The 13629-nt window shown below is 61.2% G+C and carries 15 protein-coding genes; 5 read left to right on the plus strand and 10 right to left on the minus strand.

All coding sequences use genetic code 11. The features are described 5' to 3' along the window. Positions 1 to 174, plus strand: a 174-nt coding sequence (locus tag ABMA46_RS21140) for a transposase (RefSeq protein WP_349001678.1), incomplete at its 5' end; no start/stop codon positions are given. A 170-nt stretch (positions 175 to 344) separates the two neighbouring features. On the opposite strand, the gene ABMA46_RS21145 is transcribed toward ABMA46_RS21140, so the two are convergent. The 7 genes from ABMA46_RS21145 to ABMA46_RS21175 form a co-directional block, all read right to left on the minus strand. Further along, complete coding sequence (locus ABMA46_RS21145; protein WP_349001977.1) at positions 345 to 932, minus strand: HD domain-containing protein; 588 nt, start codon at positions 930 to 932, stop codon at positions 345 to 347. 30 nt (positions 933 to 962) lie between these two features. After that, on the minus strand, positions 963 to 2252 hold the full coding sequence (locus ABMA46_RS21150; RefSeq protein WP_349001978.1) for a TRAP transporter large permease: 1290 nt from the start codon (positions 2250 to 2252) through the stop codon (positions 963 to 965). After that, positions 2249 to 2773, minus strand: coding sequence for a TRAP transporter small permease subunit (locus ABMA46_RS21155; protein ID WP_349001979.1), 525 nt, complete (start codon positions 2771 to 2773; stop codon positions 2249 to 2251). Before ABMA46_RS21155 ends, ABMA46_RS21150 begins: the two co-directional genes overlap by 4 nt. Positions 2774 to 2877: 104 nt before the next feature. Further along, a complete protein-coding gene (locus ABMA46_RS21160) occupies positions 2878 to 3903 on the minus strand; it encodes a TRAP transporter substrate-binding protein (RefSeq protein WP_349001980.1) in 1026 nt (341 codons plus the stop codon). A gap of 67 nt (positions 3904 to 3970) precedes the next feature. Beyond that, positions 3971 to 5110, minus strand: a complete 1140-nt coding sequence (locus ABMA46_RS21165) for a maleylacetate reductase (protein WP_349001981.1) — start codon at positions 5108 to 5110, stop codon at positions 3971 to 3973. Next, entirely contained in the window at positions 5082 to 6269 is a 1188-nt protein-coding gene (locus tag ABMA46_RS21170; protein WP_349001982.1) for an enolase C-terminal domain-like protein, read from the minus strand. The genes ABMA46_RS21165 and ABMA46_RS21170 overlap by 29 nt, the downstream gene beginning before the upstream one ends. A gap of 24 nt (positions 6270 to 6293) precedes the next feature. Then, positions 6294 to 7265 carry a 2-hydroxyacid dehydrogenase gene (locus ABMA46_RS21175; protein WP_349001983.1) on the minus strand — a complete coding sequence of 324 codons (972 nt, stop codon included), beginning with the start codon at positions 7263 to 7265 and terminating at the stop codon, positions 6294 to 6296. A gap of 96 nt (positions 7266 to 7361) precedes the next feature. On the opposite strand from ABMA46_RS21175, the gene ABMA46_RS21180 reads away from it, so the two are divergent. Next, the gene (locus tag ABMA46_RS21180) at positions 7362 to 8252 is read left to right on the plus strand and encodes a LysR family transcriptional regulator (protein ID WP_349001984.1); all 891 of its coding nucleotides are present in this window, start codon (positions 7362 to 7364) and stop codon (positions 8250 to 8252) included. Between the two features lie 128 nt (positions 8253 to 8380). Here the strand turns inward: ABMA46_RS21180 and ABMA46_RS21185 are convergent, their stop codons facing one another. Both ABMA46_RS21185 and traA read right to left on the minus strand, forming a co-directional pair. Then, positions 8381 to 8593 carry a helix-turn-helix transcriptional regulator gene (locus ABMA46_RS21185; RefSeq protein WP_349001985.1) on the minus strand — a complete coding sequence of 71 codons (213 nt, stop codon included), beginning with the start codon at positions 8591 to 8593 and terminating at the stop codon, positions 8381 to 8383. Positions 8594 to 8720: 127 nt separating this feature from the next. Beyond that, a complete protein-coding gene (gene traA, locus ABMA46_RS21190) occupies positions 8721 to 11801 on the minus strand; it encodes a Ti-type conjugative transfer relaxase TraA (RefSeq protein WP_349001986.1) in 3081 nt (1026 codons plus the stop codon). Positions 11802 to 11981: 180 nt separating this feature from the next. Between traA and ABMA46_RS21195 the strand changes: the two genes are divergently transcribed. The 3 genes from ABMA46_RS21195 (at position 11982) to ABMA46_RS21205 (ending at position 13457) form a co-directional block, all read left to right on the plus strand. Then, on the plus strand, positions 11982 to 12308 hold the full coding sequence (locus ABMA46_RS21195) for a conjugal transfer protein TraD (protein WP_349001987.1): 327 nt from the start codon (positions 11982 to 11984) through the stop codon (positions 12306 to 12308). Between the two features lies 1 nt (position 12309). Further along, positions 12310 to 12558: a conjugal transfer protein TraD gene (locus tag ABMA46_RS21200; protein ID WP_349001988.1), complete on the plus strand. Its 249-nt coding sequence runs from the start codon at positions 12310 to 12312 to the stop codon at positions 12556 to 12558. Between the two features lie 383 nt (positions 12559 to 12941). After that, on the plus strand, positions 12942 to 13457 hold the full coding sequence (locus ABMA46_RS21205; protein ID WP_349001989.1) for a hypothetical protein: 516 nt from the start codon (positions 12942 to 12944) through the stop codon (positions 13455 to 13457). A 49-nt stretch (positions 13458 to 13506) separates the two neighbouring features. Here ABMA46_RS21205 and ABMA46_RS21210 read toward each other — a convergent pair. Then, positions 13507 to 13629: ATP-binding protein (locus ABMA46_RS21210; RefSeq protein ID WP_349000971.1), on the minus strand; the 123-nt coding region annotated here is incomplete at its 5' end.

The raw sequence follows: 13629 nt of genomic DNA on the forward strand, positions 1-13629 counted from the left end.
AGCCGGAAAATCCCGTATCCTTACGACAAGGCGCTCTACCGCCAGCGCCACAAGGTCGAGAACCTCTTCGCCAAGCTTAAAGACTGGCGGCGCGTCGCCACCCGCTACGACCGATGCGCCCATACCTTCTTCTCCGCAATCTGCATCGCCGCAACCGTCATCTTCTGGCTCTGAAACAATGAGTCCTGAGCCTAGTCTGCAGTCGTCCAAGCTCACCGTATATGCCTACGGACATCCGCGGAACGTCTTCGGTGTTCGGTTGCGCCAGATCGATAGGCTTCACAGAAGAAAGTCCTTTAAATGATCGATCGACGGCTCTTGGTCCTCAGGACTGTAAGCTTGAGTTATTCAACATCATGGAAGAAATAAAAGGGCTTTTGGCCGGCGCGCATCATCGCGTGGTCGCAGACCAGATAGTCGGCGTAGTGAAGGACATATGCCTCCCAGCTTCGACCGGGAAACGGCATGCGCGGAGAATGGGTCGTGACGGTGGCCACGACATGGTGGGGAAAGCCCAGTTCCTTGAGCAGCATTCCGCCCACGACGCCATGCGGAATCTCGTGATAGAGCGCGGTTCGCTTGACGACCCCGTTCTCGCGCACGAACATGAGCGGCTTGTCGACGTCGTGAAGGATGAGAATGGGGACCAGGATTTCGGGATCGAGCTTGACCTGCCATTCCTTCTCCACGTGGTCGGCGAGGTTGAGCCCGGCACGCGTGACTTCGTTTACATGGTCGGCAAGTGTGTAGTCGAAGGCGACCGCGTCCCACGGCGCTTCGTCGATGGCATTGAACGGGCTTGAACTCCAGGTACTTTGCCAGGCCGTGACGATCAATTCCCGCGTCGCAGGCGAGACGAGATCGAGGCCGAACAGCCACGCCTCGACCGCCCTGCGCCATTCGTTAGGTGTCTGATCGATCACGTAGGACATGGTTGCTCCCGCCTCTCCTCCCCGAAAGACCTACTGCCCGTCCAGCACGCCTGGCAGCCACAAGGCGATCTCGGGAAACATCACCATCAGCGCTATGAAGACGAACATCGCGATCACGAATGGCATGGTGCCGATGATGACGTCCTTGACGTTGCCGGAATCGCGGGTGCCTTGCACGACGAACAGGTTTAGTCCGACCGGCGGCGTAAGCAGCGCCACCTCCATCAGCACCATCATCAGGACGCCGAACCACACGGTGTTGACGTCAGCAGCCTTGAGGGCGGGCACGATAAGCGGAACGGTCGCGATCAGCATCGAAAGCGATTCCATGAACATGCCGAGGATCAGGTAGAAGACAATCGCCGTAATGACGATGCCGGTCGGCGAGAGGCCCGATGCGGCGAAAAGGTCCGTGACTATCCGTGAAAGGCCGATGGCGGAAAGAACGAAATTCAACAGGAAGGCGGCCATCACGATGAAAACGAGCATGGCCGTGACGATGACGGTCGATTCGGCTGCATCGAGGACGAGCCGGAAAGACAGGCGCCGCTGATAGCCGGCCAATATCATCGCCATGATCACGCCGAGGGCGGCCGATTCCGTCGGTGTGGCCCAGCCGGCGTAGATCGCCCCGATGACGGAGACGATGATAAGCAGGGGAGGGATGAGTTCCGGCAAGGCGCGAAACCGTTCCGACCAGTTGGTCTCGATCGGCACTCCGCCCCATGCCGGGCGGAAGTAGCAAGCAAGGACCACCGTGAGAATGAAGCAGCTCGCCAGAAGAATGCCCGGAATGATGCCCGCGAGATAAAGCTGCGGGATCGAGGTCTCGGTCAGGACGCCATAGAGGATGAGCGGAATGGAAGGCGGGATGAGAATTCCCAGGGTTCCGCCTGCGGCAATCGTGCCCAGGAACAGCCGCTCATTGTAGCGATAGCGCGGGATGAGTGGATTCGCGACCTTTCCGAGCGTGGCGGCGCAGGCGACACTCGAGCCGCTCATCGCAGCAAAGACGGTCGAAAAGCCCAGATTGGCGTGCATCAGCCCGCCCGGCAACCGGGACATCCACTGGGCGATCGCATGGTACATCTTCTCGCTGATGCCGCTTCGCAGCAGCAGCTCGCCAAGCAGAATGTAGAGCGGGATGGCGAACAGCGTGAACTCGCTTGTCGAGCTCCAGGCCAGTTCGCCAAATACGGATGCGAGCGGAATCGGCGAGAACGTGCTGCCCAGGATGATCGCCAGCAGGATCAGCGTCGCGGCAACGGGAATGCCGATTGCGAGAAAACCGAGCAGGAGGCCGATGGCGGTGGCGATCATGGTTTCGCCTCCGTCAAGCTCGACTCGATGATCGCATTCTGTTCGTCGACTTCCTCTTCGACCGATCGCGGTCCGATCAGCCGGTGTGCCGCCGCATAGTCACGCCTGATGAGAGCGACGCAGCCGGCCAGCGCTATGGCGGCGGACATCAATGTCAGGAACGCCAAACCGGCGAACCACAGTCCCTGCGGAATGGCGAGCGGGACCGCGAGCGGGGTCATCGAGTGCGCGTCGAGCATCAGAGAACGGTTGAAGGTGAAATAGGCAACGTAGCTAAGGACAGCGCTTGCGGCGAAGAATGCGACAACCGCAACCATGTCGGCCAACCGGCCCGCCGGTCGCGGCAGCATGATCTGCAGCGTGTCGATCCTGACGTGAGAGCGGGCGAGAAGCGCCGAGGCGGCGCCCCACGCCGTTATGATTGCAAGCACATAGCCGGAGATCTCCCCCACGCCGCCGCTCATCAACGTCGTCGCGAACAGCTTCCGAACCACCACGTCGATGGCGATCAGGAAGGCCATGCCGACAACGACAAGGCCGCATATGCGCGTCGCAAACCTCGACACGGATGCGAGCAGTCGAAGTGGGAGAGGAAACTCTCGAAACGTGCTCATGCTTTCACCGATCAGATCTGATCCAGCGGGATCTGGATCCCCACGGCCTTGCCGACCGTGTCATTCCACTGCGCGGCGCAGTCTTTGCCGCAGCGCCTGGCCCATTCGAGGACGATCTTGTCCTTGGCAATGGTCCTCAGCTTCTCCTTGTCGGCGTCCGACACAGGCACAAGCGTCATGGAAGCCTTCTTGCCCAGCGTACACGGATCCTTGCCGGTGTTGCAGGTCACGCCTTCGTTATGCGCCTGTTCGCCGATCGCCCAAAGACGCTTGTCCAGATCCTTGAGCTGCTCCTCCAGAAAGCTGCGTACCTCCGGGGCATAGCTGTTCCAGGAGTTCAGGTTGGCGGACTGGTACGACATGCCCCAGTTTACCGGTAGCGGGAACATGTATTTGCTGACCTCGGCCCAGCCGGACGTGTTGCCGCTGAGACCGCCAGTGATCGCGCAGTCGAAGACGCCGCGCTGAAGGCTTGGCACGACCTCGGCGAAAGGCGTCGTCACGGGCGTCCCTCCGAGGGCGGTGATCAAGTCGCCCATGGTGCGGCTGTTCACGCGAACCTTCTTGCCCTTGATGTCGTCGAGGCCCGATATCCCGTCACGGCACCAGAACACCAGACCCGGATTGGGCGAGAGCCCGAACAGCTTGGTGTTGAACTTGGTCTGCATCACCTTGTCGATCACAGGTAGCCAGGCGTCGCAGGCCTTGTGCACGGTTTCGATGTCGGGCGAGATACCGGTGAGGTCGCACCCTTCAAACACCGGGTCGTCGCCGGCCAGCTTGGCGATGTCGGTGGACGCGAAATCAGCGATGCCGGCTTCCGAAAGACGCAGGAGCTGTTGCTCCTTGATGCCCATCACGTCGTAGTTGTTATACTCCACGGTGATCTTCCCATTCGACCGTTCGGGAATGTCTTTCGTCCAGAACGGCTTTTCGACCTTCTGCGTCTGAACGCCCGAGCTGAAATTGCCGAGCACGCGAATATGCGTCGCCGGCAGGTCCTGCGCGAGCGAGACGCTGGCCGCCCCCATCGCCATCGCCGCGCCGGCGATGGCCGTAATGATCTTTGCTTTCATGGTCATTCCTCCCTTGTTGACTTGTTGTTCACGCCTCGTCTGGACGCCGGCCGTGATAGACGTCTTCGAGGATTCCTCTTGCCACCTGCTCCGTCACCGGAGCGGGATTCAGGCCGTTGTCCGTCTCCATCGTGATGGCGGCGGCGCGATCGAGCTCGTTTTCCTTGAACCCGACCTCCTTCAGGCTGGTCGGCAATCCGGTCTCGACCAGGAGATCGAAGATCGTACCGCCGAGGTTTTCCGTACCCAACGCTTCGCGGATGCGCCCCAGCTCGGGGGCATACCGGCTGTTGAATGCGGCGACATGGGGCAGGACGAGCGCGTGCGACAGGCCATGCTCGATGCCGTAAGAACCGCCCAGCGTATGCGCCAGACCGTGCTGCAAAGCGAATCCTCCCGTCAGTGCCGCTCCCGCCATGTAGGCGCCATAGAGCAATTGCGAGCGCGCCCCGATATCGGCTGGTGCCTGCAGGACGCGACGCAATCCTTCCACCACCGCCTGGGCGCCTTCCACCGCCGCCCATTTGATGACCGGGCTAGCGGTGCGCAGATAGATCGCGTCGACGCAATGCGCCAATGCGTTCATGGCGCTTGCCGCGCTTACGCGAACCGGGAGGCCCGTGGTCAGTTCCGCGTCGTAGATCACCGTGGAGGCCAGCATGTTCAGGCTGGTGTGCATGCGTTTCACGCCATCGATGGTGATCCCGCAGAACCCTGTCATCTCGGAGCCGGAGTAGGTCGTGGGGATATCGATGATCGGTAAGGCCAGCTCGAGCGAAATGCCTTTCCCCAAGCCGACGGACGCACCGCCGCCGATGCAGACAAGGCAGTCTGCGCCCATTTCGGATACCTTCTTCCTGCCTTGGCGGGCAAGCTCGATAGGCACCTGCGAAACGGCCTCCGGCAAGATGCCGACGCAATATTCGCCGAGGTTCGATGCGGTTTCTCCGGCCATGGCAGAGCGGCCGGGCGTCGACAATACGACGGCGCGGCTGCAACCCAACCGTTTCACCTCTTCCGCGATCCGGTTGCGGGATCCGGCGCCGAAAACGATGCGGGCGGGGGTGGCGTTATAGACACCGCCTGGAAGCTCGAACGCGATCGCAGATGTATGGATGTTGGCGGTCATTGGGCGCTCCTTACCAATCGACGACGGTGCCGTCGGCAAGCACGGCGCCCAGCGTGTGCATCACCTCGGGCTTGAACGGATGCTTGGCGGCCTCCGTCTCGTTCACCTCGACGCCCAGTCCCGGGGCAAGCGGCACCTCCCATGAATTTCCTGTGCGCTTCATCGGCGTGGTCACGACATCGTCGTACCAGGGTACGGCCCCGCTCATTTCTTCCTGGATGACGAAATTCGGCGTCGAGACGTCGTAATGCAGGGCGGCGGCGCCTGCGATCGGACCATTGGGATTATGAGGCGCGACGCCCATGAACGCCTGCTCGGCGGCAGCGGCAATGCGTTTGCCTTCCAGGATGCCGCCCGTATGGTTCAGGTCGGGCTGCAGGATATGAACCGCCTTTTGCTGGAATATCGGTTCGAATTCCTTGTAGCCGACGAGCCTCTCGCCTGACGCGATCGGGCACCCTGCCCGTTCCGTGACCATGCGAAGGGCGTCGGTATCGCCGGGAATGACCGGCTCCTCGCAAAACATCGGCTTATAGGGCGCAAGTTCCTCGATATATTGAAGGGCGGCGGCGATTGATGCGGGACGGCCGTGGAAGTCGATCATGATATCTACGTTTTCGCCAACGGCGTCGCGTAGAGTCTCCATCATCCGCCCGACATGGCGGCGGGAGGGGATGTCGACTGCGAAATGCGAATAGGGGATAAACACGACCTTGAGCGCGTCATAGCCGAGCTCGGTTACCTGCAGCGCCTTGTCGCGCAGCGAGCCGGGATCGAAAGTCTCGTAGACCGACTTCATGTCGCCAAGGCCGAGGTGGGTATAGACGCGGACCTTGTCGCGCGTCTTGCCGCCGATGAGACGCCAAACCGGGAGGCCGACGCTCTTCCCGAAAATATCCCACAAAGCATGCTCGATGCCGCTGATCGCGGTCGCGCCGATGATGCCAAGACGATAGTAGGAGTGCTTGTTGAGGGTGCGAACGATCTGTTCGATGTCGCGCGGGTCCTTGCCGACGACCAGTGGCGCCATGTCCTCGACGGCACCGGTCACGGCACGCGTCTTCCAGTTGAGGCTGGCCTCGCCCCAGCCGAACAATCCGTCCTGGTCCGTCTCGACCTTGACGAATATCCAGTTGCGCATCTCCGCGTTGACGACGAGGGTCTTGATCCCCGTTATGCGGATAGGAAAATCAGTCATGCAAAAGGCCTTCGTTGAATCGGATCAGTGAGCGGCGCGCACGACATTCAACCGCGGCTCGCCACGGAGCAGCCGGTCGATGTTCGAGGCGATGAAGCGATAGCGACGTCCCGGCAGCGCCGTCGTCCAGGCCGATGAATGCGGCGTGCAGACGGCGTTGGGCAGTTTGGCGAAGTCGAAACGGGACGGTGGGACATGGTCGTCCGCGCCCGTCGGATACCGGTACCAGACATCCAGCACCGCGCCGCCGATCACTCCGTTTTCGAGCGCATCGAAAAGCGCCTTCTCCTCGACGATCTCGGCCCTGGAGACATTGACCACCAGTGCCGTCTTCTTCATCGCCGACAGTTGCTCATGCCCGATCATGGAGTGCGTCGCCCCGCTCAGCGGGCAGGTGACCACGCAGTAGTCGAGCTGGGGCAGCAGCCGGTTCAGATCGGCAGGCTTCATCACCTCGTTCGCAAGCCCGTCGCCGGGATCGTTGATATCCAGAGCGAGAATGCGCATCCCGAACGCCTTGGCGCGCGTCGCGATTGCCCGGCCGATGCGGCCAAAGCCGATGATACCGACCGTCCTGCCGAACAGCTCTCCATGCGGGACGCGGTTGCGATAGACGTCTGACCAGCTTTCCGCCGACATGGAGCGCCTGAGATCGTCGAAGCGGATTTCGTGATTGAGCATCTGGCCCAGCACATATTCGGCGATCGGGATTTCATGTTCGAAGACGTTGCAAACCTCGACCGAGGCAGCGAGTGCCACCATGTCGATGCCGTCCAGACCGGCGCCGGGAACGTGCAGCAGGCGAAACGGCGGCAGGCGCCCCGCCGGACGTTTCAGCCGAAGCGAGATGACGATGTCGTCGGGCTCGATCCGGTCATCCCAGTCGGCCTGATAGGATGCCTCACGCGGGAGGGTCGCAATATCGACTGGCGCCGCCAGAGCGTCGGACAGCTTTTGCTTATGGTTGGCCGCTTCGCCGACCATCAGGATTTTCATGACCGCTCCTCCCAGCAGCGATGAAGGAAAGCGCGCCAGTTCAAGCAAGTCCAATTATTAATGTTGATTTTCTAATCTTGAATGCTAATCATAAGCATGGACCGAAGGCGCCTGCTCAGTTTCATCGCCCTTTCCGAGGAACTTCATTTCAACAGGGCTGCCGCACGCTGCCACATCACCCAGTCGGCACTGAGCCAGCAGCTCGTCCAGCTCGAGGCAGACCTGCAAGTTCACTTGGTCAATCGAACAAGGCGCAGCGTTTCGCTCACACGCGCCGGCGAGATATTCGCCGCAGAGGCCCGCAAGATTCTTCGCTCCATGGACGAAGCCGCCCGGCTGGCGAAGCAGGCCGAATCCGGGACGGTCGGTCGTCTCGTAATAGCTGCCACGGCTCCGGCGATGTTTACCGTGCTCCCGGAGATCGTCGCGGCGTTTGCAAACAGGATGCCTAAGGTGGAGATCGCAGTCAGAAGCCTGACGACGGCCGAGCAGGAGCAAGCGCTGGGGCGCGGGGAGATCGACGTGGGAATTCTCCACCCGCCCCTTGACGACCGGGAACTCAGTTGCCGCGACATCGCCACCCTCCCCTTCGACGTCGTGCTGTCGAGGAAAAATCCGCTGAGCGAGCGGCCGGTTCTCAAGCTGAAGGACCTGGCAGAAGAGACATTCATTTTATTTCCCCGCCAGATAGGGCCGCAACTATACGACAGGATCATCGGTCTTTGTCTCGAACAGGGCTTCAGCCCGCGCACGATCATCGAGATGACGCCAGCGCAATCCATCGTGGCCGTTGCCGCCTGCAATCTGGGTGTCGGATTCATCGCATCGCGATTCCAGCACTTCGAACGACCGCCCGTCGTCTACCGCCGCATTATTGGGCCAGCACCGTCCTTCACGCTTGGGATCGCGCGGCGCGCCGACGCCGCATCCCCGGCCGCGAAAACCTTCATCGAGATCGCCGTCGAACAGGGAGCGAAAGCAACCTGACGGCAATTTACCTGAAGGACATCCGCTGCTCACAGGTCAGTAGTGTTGCTACGGAAGCGAGATCACCTGTCCGCGTTCGCGATCGTTGACTGCGTCACGCCGCCCGATGCCCTCTTGCACCGATCTTTTTAGATTTTATCACGATCTCGCAGCGGCCTCCAAGATGCGGGGTTCTCTACCCAACGATTGATCTCGGACTCGTGCCATCCTGCACCGTTCATGCTAATCCTGACCTGCGCCGGGAACGTGCCCTCGGCGATCTTGCGATACATGGTTGAGCGGGACAGACCGGTCCGGGCCAGGACAGTTTTGCTGCGGATGATGCGGTCTGGTTCGGGCATGGCTGGCTTGCCTCCTGCTGAATGCTTCTGACACCTAATGGATCAGACAGAACAGTGGCTACGGCCGCGCAAGAGGGATCGATGCCTTATCGTAAGGTGGCGTGGAGAGGGCTGCAAGTCGGAGGGATCAGAGTCCGATACCACGCCCCCTTCCGAGTCCGATGCCATGGTTGAAAGCGAGTTCCTGGGCGAGGCGACGGCCGGATTCGACCTGGATGCCAAGCGCCTTCTTGTGATTGGCTAGAATGGATTCCAGTTGCGGATCGCGCTCGAGGCTTTTGGCCATGTCGGACATCGCCGAGCGGGTTGATTTGTAGCCACTCATGTCGCCGGCCTGATATTGACGCTGGCTGGCCTGATCCAGCTTCTGCCAGCGTTCGACAAATCGCTCGGCGCGCATGGTCGGACTGATGTTCTGATCGGCGCCCCGTCCGGTGCGGAGTTCGGTTTCGAGTTGGAGGGCACGCACGACGCGATTGACTTGGCCGGCGCCTGCCTCGTGGACGAACTCGGGATTTTTCGCGTAGGCCGCTTCGGCATCGCGCCAGCCATGCGGGCGAACTTTTTCGAAGGCGGTGCGGGCATCGCTCAGTTCGCGCATCTGCTCTGGCGTGCCGTGGCCATCTGCGCTTCCGTTGCTGAGGATCGCGTCGAGTGCACGCGCGTGGCGCACCAGCGCCTGCGTGCGTGCCTTGCGCAAGGCCGCCTCCGGGTCCGCCGAGGAAACCGCTTCGCGCGACGCGTCCAGCCCTGGCCTGTCCCTTCCGGGCTGCGCTCCATCGTGCCCAATCGGAACTCCTGCGTTCTCCCTTCCCGGCCAACCTCCACGCTTTATGCCAGACGCCGCATCTCCGGGCGCGCGCAAGCCCTCCAGTACACCATCGATCCTGTCACGCAGTTTCTCCGCCACGATCTTCCTGACGATCTCGACGACCCGCTCGCGGAAGGCGATGCCGCGCCGCTCGGCATAGGTTTGGGCCGGATCGCGTTGTTCGTAGTCCGACGCCATGTCCTTGGCGCGGTCGCGCGACAGTGTGCGGACGAGTTTATCCCGGCTGGCAAAATCGTCGGCGCCATAATGCAGGTCCATGCCGTCGCGATGCCGCGACAGGGCGACATAGCTGCCATGGGCATCCATGCCTCCTGGTGTCGCCAGCACATAGGTGCGGTCCACCGTCATCCCTTGTGCCTTGTGAATGGTCGCCGCATAGCCGTGGTCGACATGGGCATAGTCCTTCAGGTCGAACGAGACACTACGGCCATCGTCGATGCGCACGGTCATGCTTTTGGCGCTGACTGCTTCGATGGCGCCGAGCGTGCCGTTCTTCACACCAAGACTGCGCTCGTTGCGCAGGAACATGACACGGTCGCCGCTGGCGAAGGTTCGTGCGCCACGCTCAACAGTGACATGGACATCCTCGCCGAGATCGTCGGCGTCTCGCATTCTCTCCCGTGCCGCCTCGTTGAGTGCCCGCACTTCGGCATTGGTATGGGTGAGGATAATGCGGCTTGCCTCCGATTGCGCCTGTCGATCGCGGTCCCAGCGCTCGATCAGATCGTTGCGCGCCTCGCCACGCGTTGGTGCCGCATGCACCATGCCGTTTGCGTCATAGGCATCAAGCGCGGCGCCGATCCTGCCCGTTGCCAGGTCGCGCGTGGCGTCGCGCTGCCAGTCCTCGCGCTGGCGGCGCACGGTCTCGATCTCGACACCGCCATGACGATCGTGGATGGAGCGGAAGGCGGCACCGGCTTCGATCGCCTGCAGCTGTTGCGGATCGCCGACCAGCACGATCTTTACACCGGCCTCCGCCGCATGCGAAAGCACGCGCTCCAACTGGCGCGTGCCGACCATGCCGGCCTCATCGATCACCAGGACATCGCGAGAAGTCAGCAGGTCCCTGCCCTGTTCCCAGCCATGTTCCATGCTGGCGATGGTGCGGGAGGAAATGCCCGATCCGCTTTGAAGGTTCTCGGCGGCAATGCCGGATAATGCCGCGCCACGAACTTCGTAGCCGGCTGCTTCCCAGGCTTCCCGCGCGACACCCAGCATGGCGCTCTTGCCGGTGCCGGCATAGCCGACGACGATGCCGAGATCCCGGCCGTCGGTGATGTGCGAAAGCGCATCGGCCTGCTCGCTGGACAGTGCAAGACCGCGCTGTTCGGCCTGGGCAAGTGCAGCCTCTCTATCCTTCTCGCTGACCTCGTGACGGTCGCGCTCGGCCATCCATGCCGTCGCCCGATGCAGGCGCTGTTCGGCCTCGATCATCTGCCTTGTGGTGAAGCGGTTTTGTCCACGTGCGTCCTGGCCAAGCTCGACCAAGTCGGGCGCATTACCAATGGCGCCCATGACCTCGTTGAACTGGTCGATGCCGTCGCTGTGGCGATGCGCGAACTTTGCCATGTCGCGGCGGGTGAACGTCGATTGCTGCTGGGTGATGGCGTCCAGCGCCAGATGAGGATCGGCGATGATCCGCGCGCCGTTGTTTCGGGCGATCTCGCGGTGCAGTTCGGCGCGGTCGGCAACATCTGCCGCGTCGCTTCCATCGCTGGCGATGTCCAAGCCTTCAATGCGTTGTGCCGGCGCGCCGATCTGCGTCTGAGGCTCAAGGTCGATGCCCTGTGCTTCAAGGCTGCGATGATCGATGCGGGCGTCTATGTCGAGTTCGGCAAGACGTTCGTTGGCAAGCTCGGCCCAGCGTTCGCGCCAGTGCTCGACCAGTTCGGTGCGATTCCAGTCGCGCACCTTCTGGCCGAAGCCGCTCTCGTCCACTTCCCGCATGGTGAGCATGACATGGGCGTGCGGCTTCAGGCTGCCGTCCTCGGCAACATCCCAATGCACATTGAGATCGGCAACCATGCCGCGATCGACGAATTCGGCCTGCACGAAGTCGCGAGCGAGCTGGATGCCCTGTGCCTGTGTCATCTCGCGCGGAAGAGAAAACTCGATCTCACGGGCAAGCTGGGCATCCTTGCGCACCTCGAAGGCTTCGACATCGTTCCACAGCCGCTCGCGGTCGCTCCAGGCTTCGGGCGCATGGTCGGGGAGCAGCACCTCCGAATGGACGACGCCGCGCTTGGCGGAGAAGTCGTGACTGCGATCGATGCGCTCGTCGCGCAACCGCGAGGCCGAGCGGTAGGCGGCGGACGCCACCGCACTGGAGCCTGCCTTCCTTCCAATGACCTTGACGTGAAGATGATAGATCGCCATCGCGACCGGATCATTTGCACGGCAAAGCGCACGTCGGCACGACGTATAAGCGCGCCCTCCCTCGAAAAATTCTCGGGATGGACCGGCGCGTGCCACACCGTCCCGGCAACTGGGAAGCCTTCCGGCAGGCCCTCGCCTATCATCGCTGCATCGACAATCTCTCGGATATGGAGACGGCAGATGCGCAAGCCACGTGACTACGATGCGGAACTGAAGGCGCTGGAGGACAAGGCCAAAAACCTCAAAGCGCGAAAGGTGCAGCAACTCGGCGAACTGGTCATCGCCACCGGCGCCGACACCCTCACACGCGACGAACTCGCCGGCGCGCTGGTCGCCATCACCGAGAACAAAGACACCGCAAAGCGCGAGGCATGGGCCAAGCGCGGAGCCATGTTTTTTGACAGCCGCTCGAGGCGATCTGCATCGGCGCCTCACCGCAACACTGGCCGCGCTCCGACGCAACCGGGCAGCGCGCAATCGCCGTCAGGCAGCACTGTCACGCAATGACATGCGCGCCTGGCAGGTCGAGCGGCGAAAGCGAACGCGGCATCTGATCGAACTCGGCGGTCTCGTCGTCAAGGCGGGTATCGTCGAGCTGACCAATGACGATCGCACCATGATCTTCGGCGCACTGCTCTGGATGTCGGACAAGCTCAAAAGCGATCAAGGTGAACATGCGCTGGCGCTCTGGGCCGGAAAGGGAAAAGAGGCGTTCGGTAAGGAACATAATGAAGAGCAAAATAGCTGGCGAACGTAACTGTATTTGCGTCGTGCGGGGGGACGGCGCGGAGACCTCGAATATCGGAGCGCCGCTCGCTTTACGCCGGCAGTCGATTTTTGGGTCTTAGAATCTCGACGGTCTCAATAGGTGCCGTCAGCCGATCGACAACTTTCAACGTCCGGAAAGTGATGGCGCCATGCAACCAACTTGACCGAAATTTCTGATGTGGCCAAACCCAACGCCCACCGTTTGAAGATTGCCCCTAGACTATTTCCATCCACGAACTGCAAAGTGTTTTGATATTCGATAGATTGCCGCTTCTGGCGCGCGATATCCGGCGATTTCACCAATGAATATCGTCGACACGTGGGAGTAGCCCGTGCCGATGCGGTATAGCTAGATTCCGTTGGCAAGCAATAATGGCAACGGGAAAGGGCCATTTGAGTGTCATGGGTCGCGACGGTAACGATTTTACAGAAAGAACCAAGCTTCTGCTCGCTCAGAGAGTGGGATGGTTGTGCTCAAAACCGGGCTGTCTGAAGCCGACAGTGGGGCCAAAGAAGGGATCCGATGGGGTCGTCAAGTTGGGAGAAGCGGCTCACATAACGGCCGCGGCGCCCGGCGGACCACGATACGACGCATCGCTTACTTCCGGTGAGCGACGCAGCTTTTCCAATGGCATTTGGCTGTGCCGTGATCACGCTCATCAAATTGACCATGACGAGGAACATTTCACTGTTGAAACGTTGCGCCACTGGAAACAGGACGCTGAGGCACGAGCCTTTGAACAACTGACGACTGGAGGTTTAGCACAAACCGTCAATCTCGGCCCTGAACTGATTGAAGAACTCAAGGAGCTGGCAGCCTCTCTGTCTCTTCCGGCGGAAGATGACCTACTCAATGTAAAGCGGCTGTTGATTTCCGTTGAGAGCTGACCCGAGATTTTCGCCGAGAAGTGACCCGCCTTCATGTATGGTTTGGGTCTTAGGTTTTGGTCAAGGTGGGTGCTTTCTCCTTCTTTGTTGGTGTGGTCTGGGCGGAGCTGTTCTTGAAGCGGAAGCTGTCGTTTCCGGTCTCCAGGATGTGGCAGTGATGGGTGAGGCGATC

It is taken from the genome of Mesorhizobium hunchu (genome assembly GCF_040081975.1).
Taxonomy (GTDB): Bacteria; Pseudomonadota; Alphaproteobacteria; order Rhizobiales; family Rhizobiaceae; genus Mesorhizobium; species Mesorhizobium hunchu.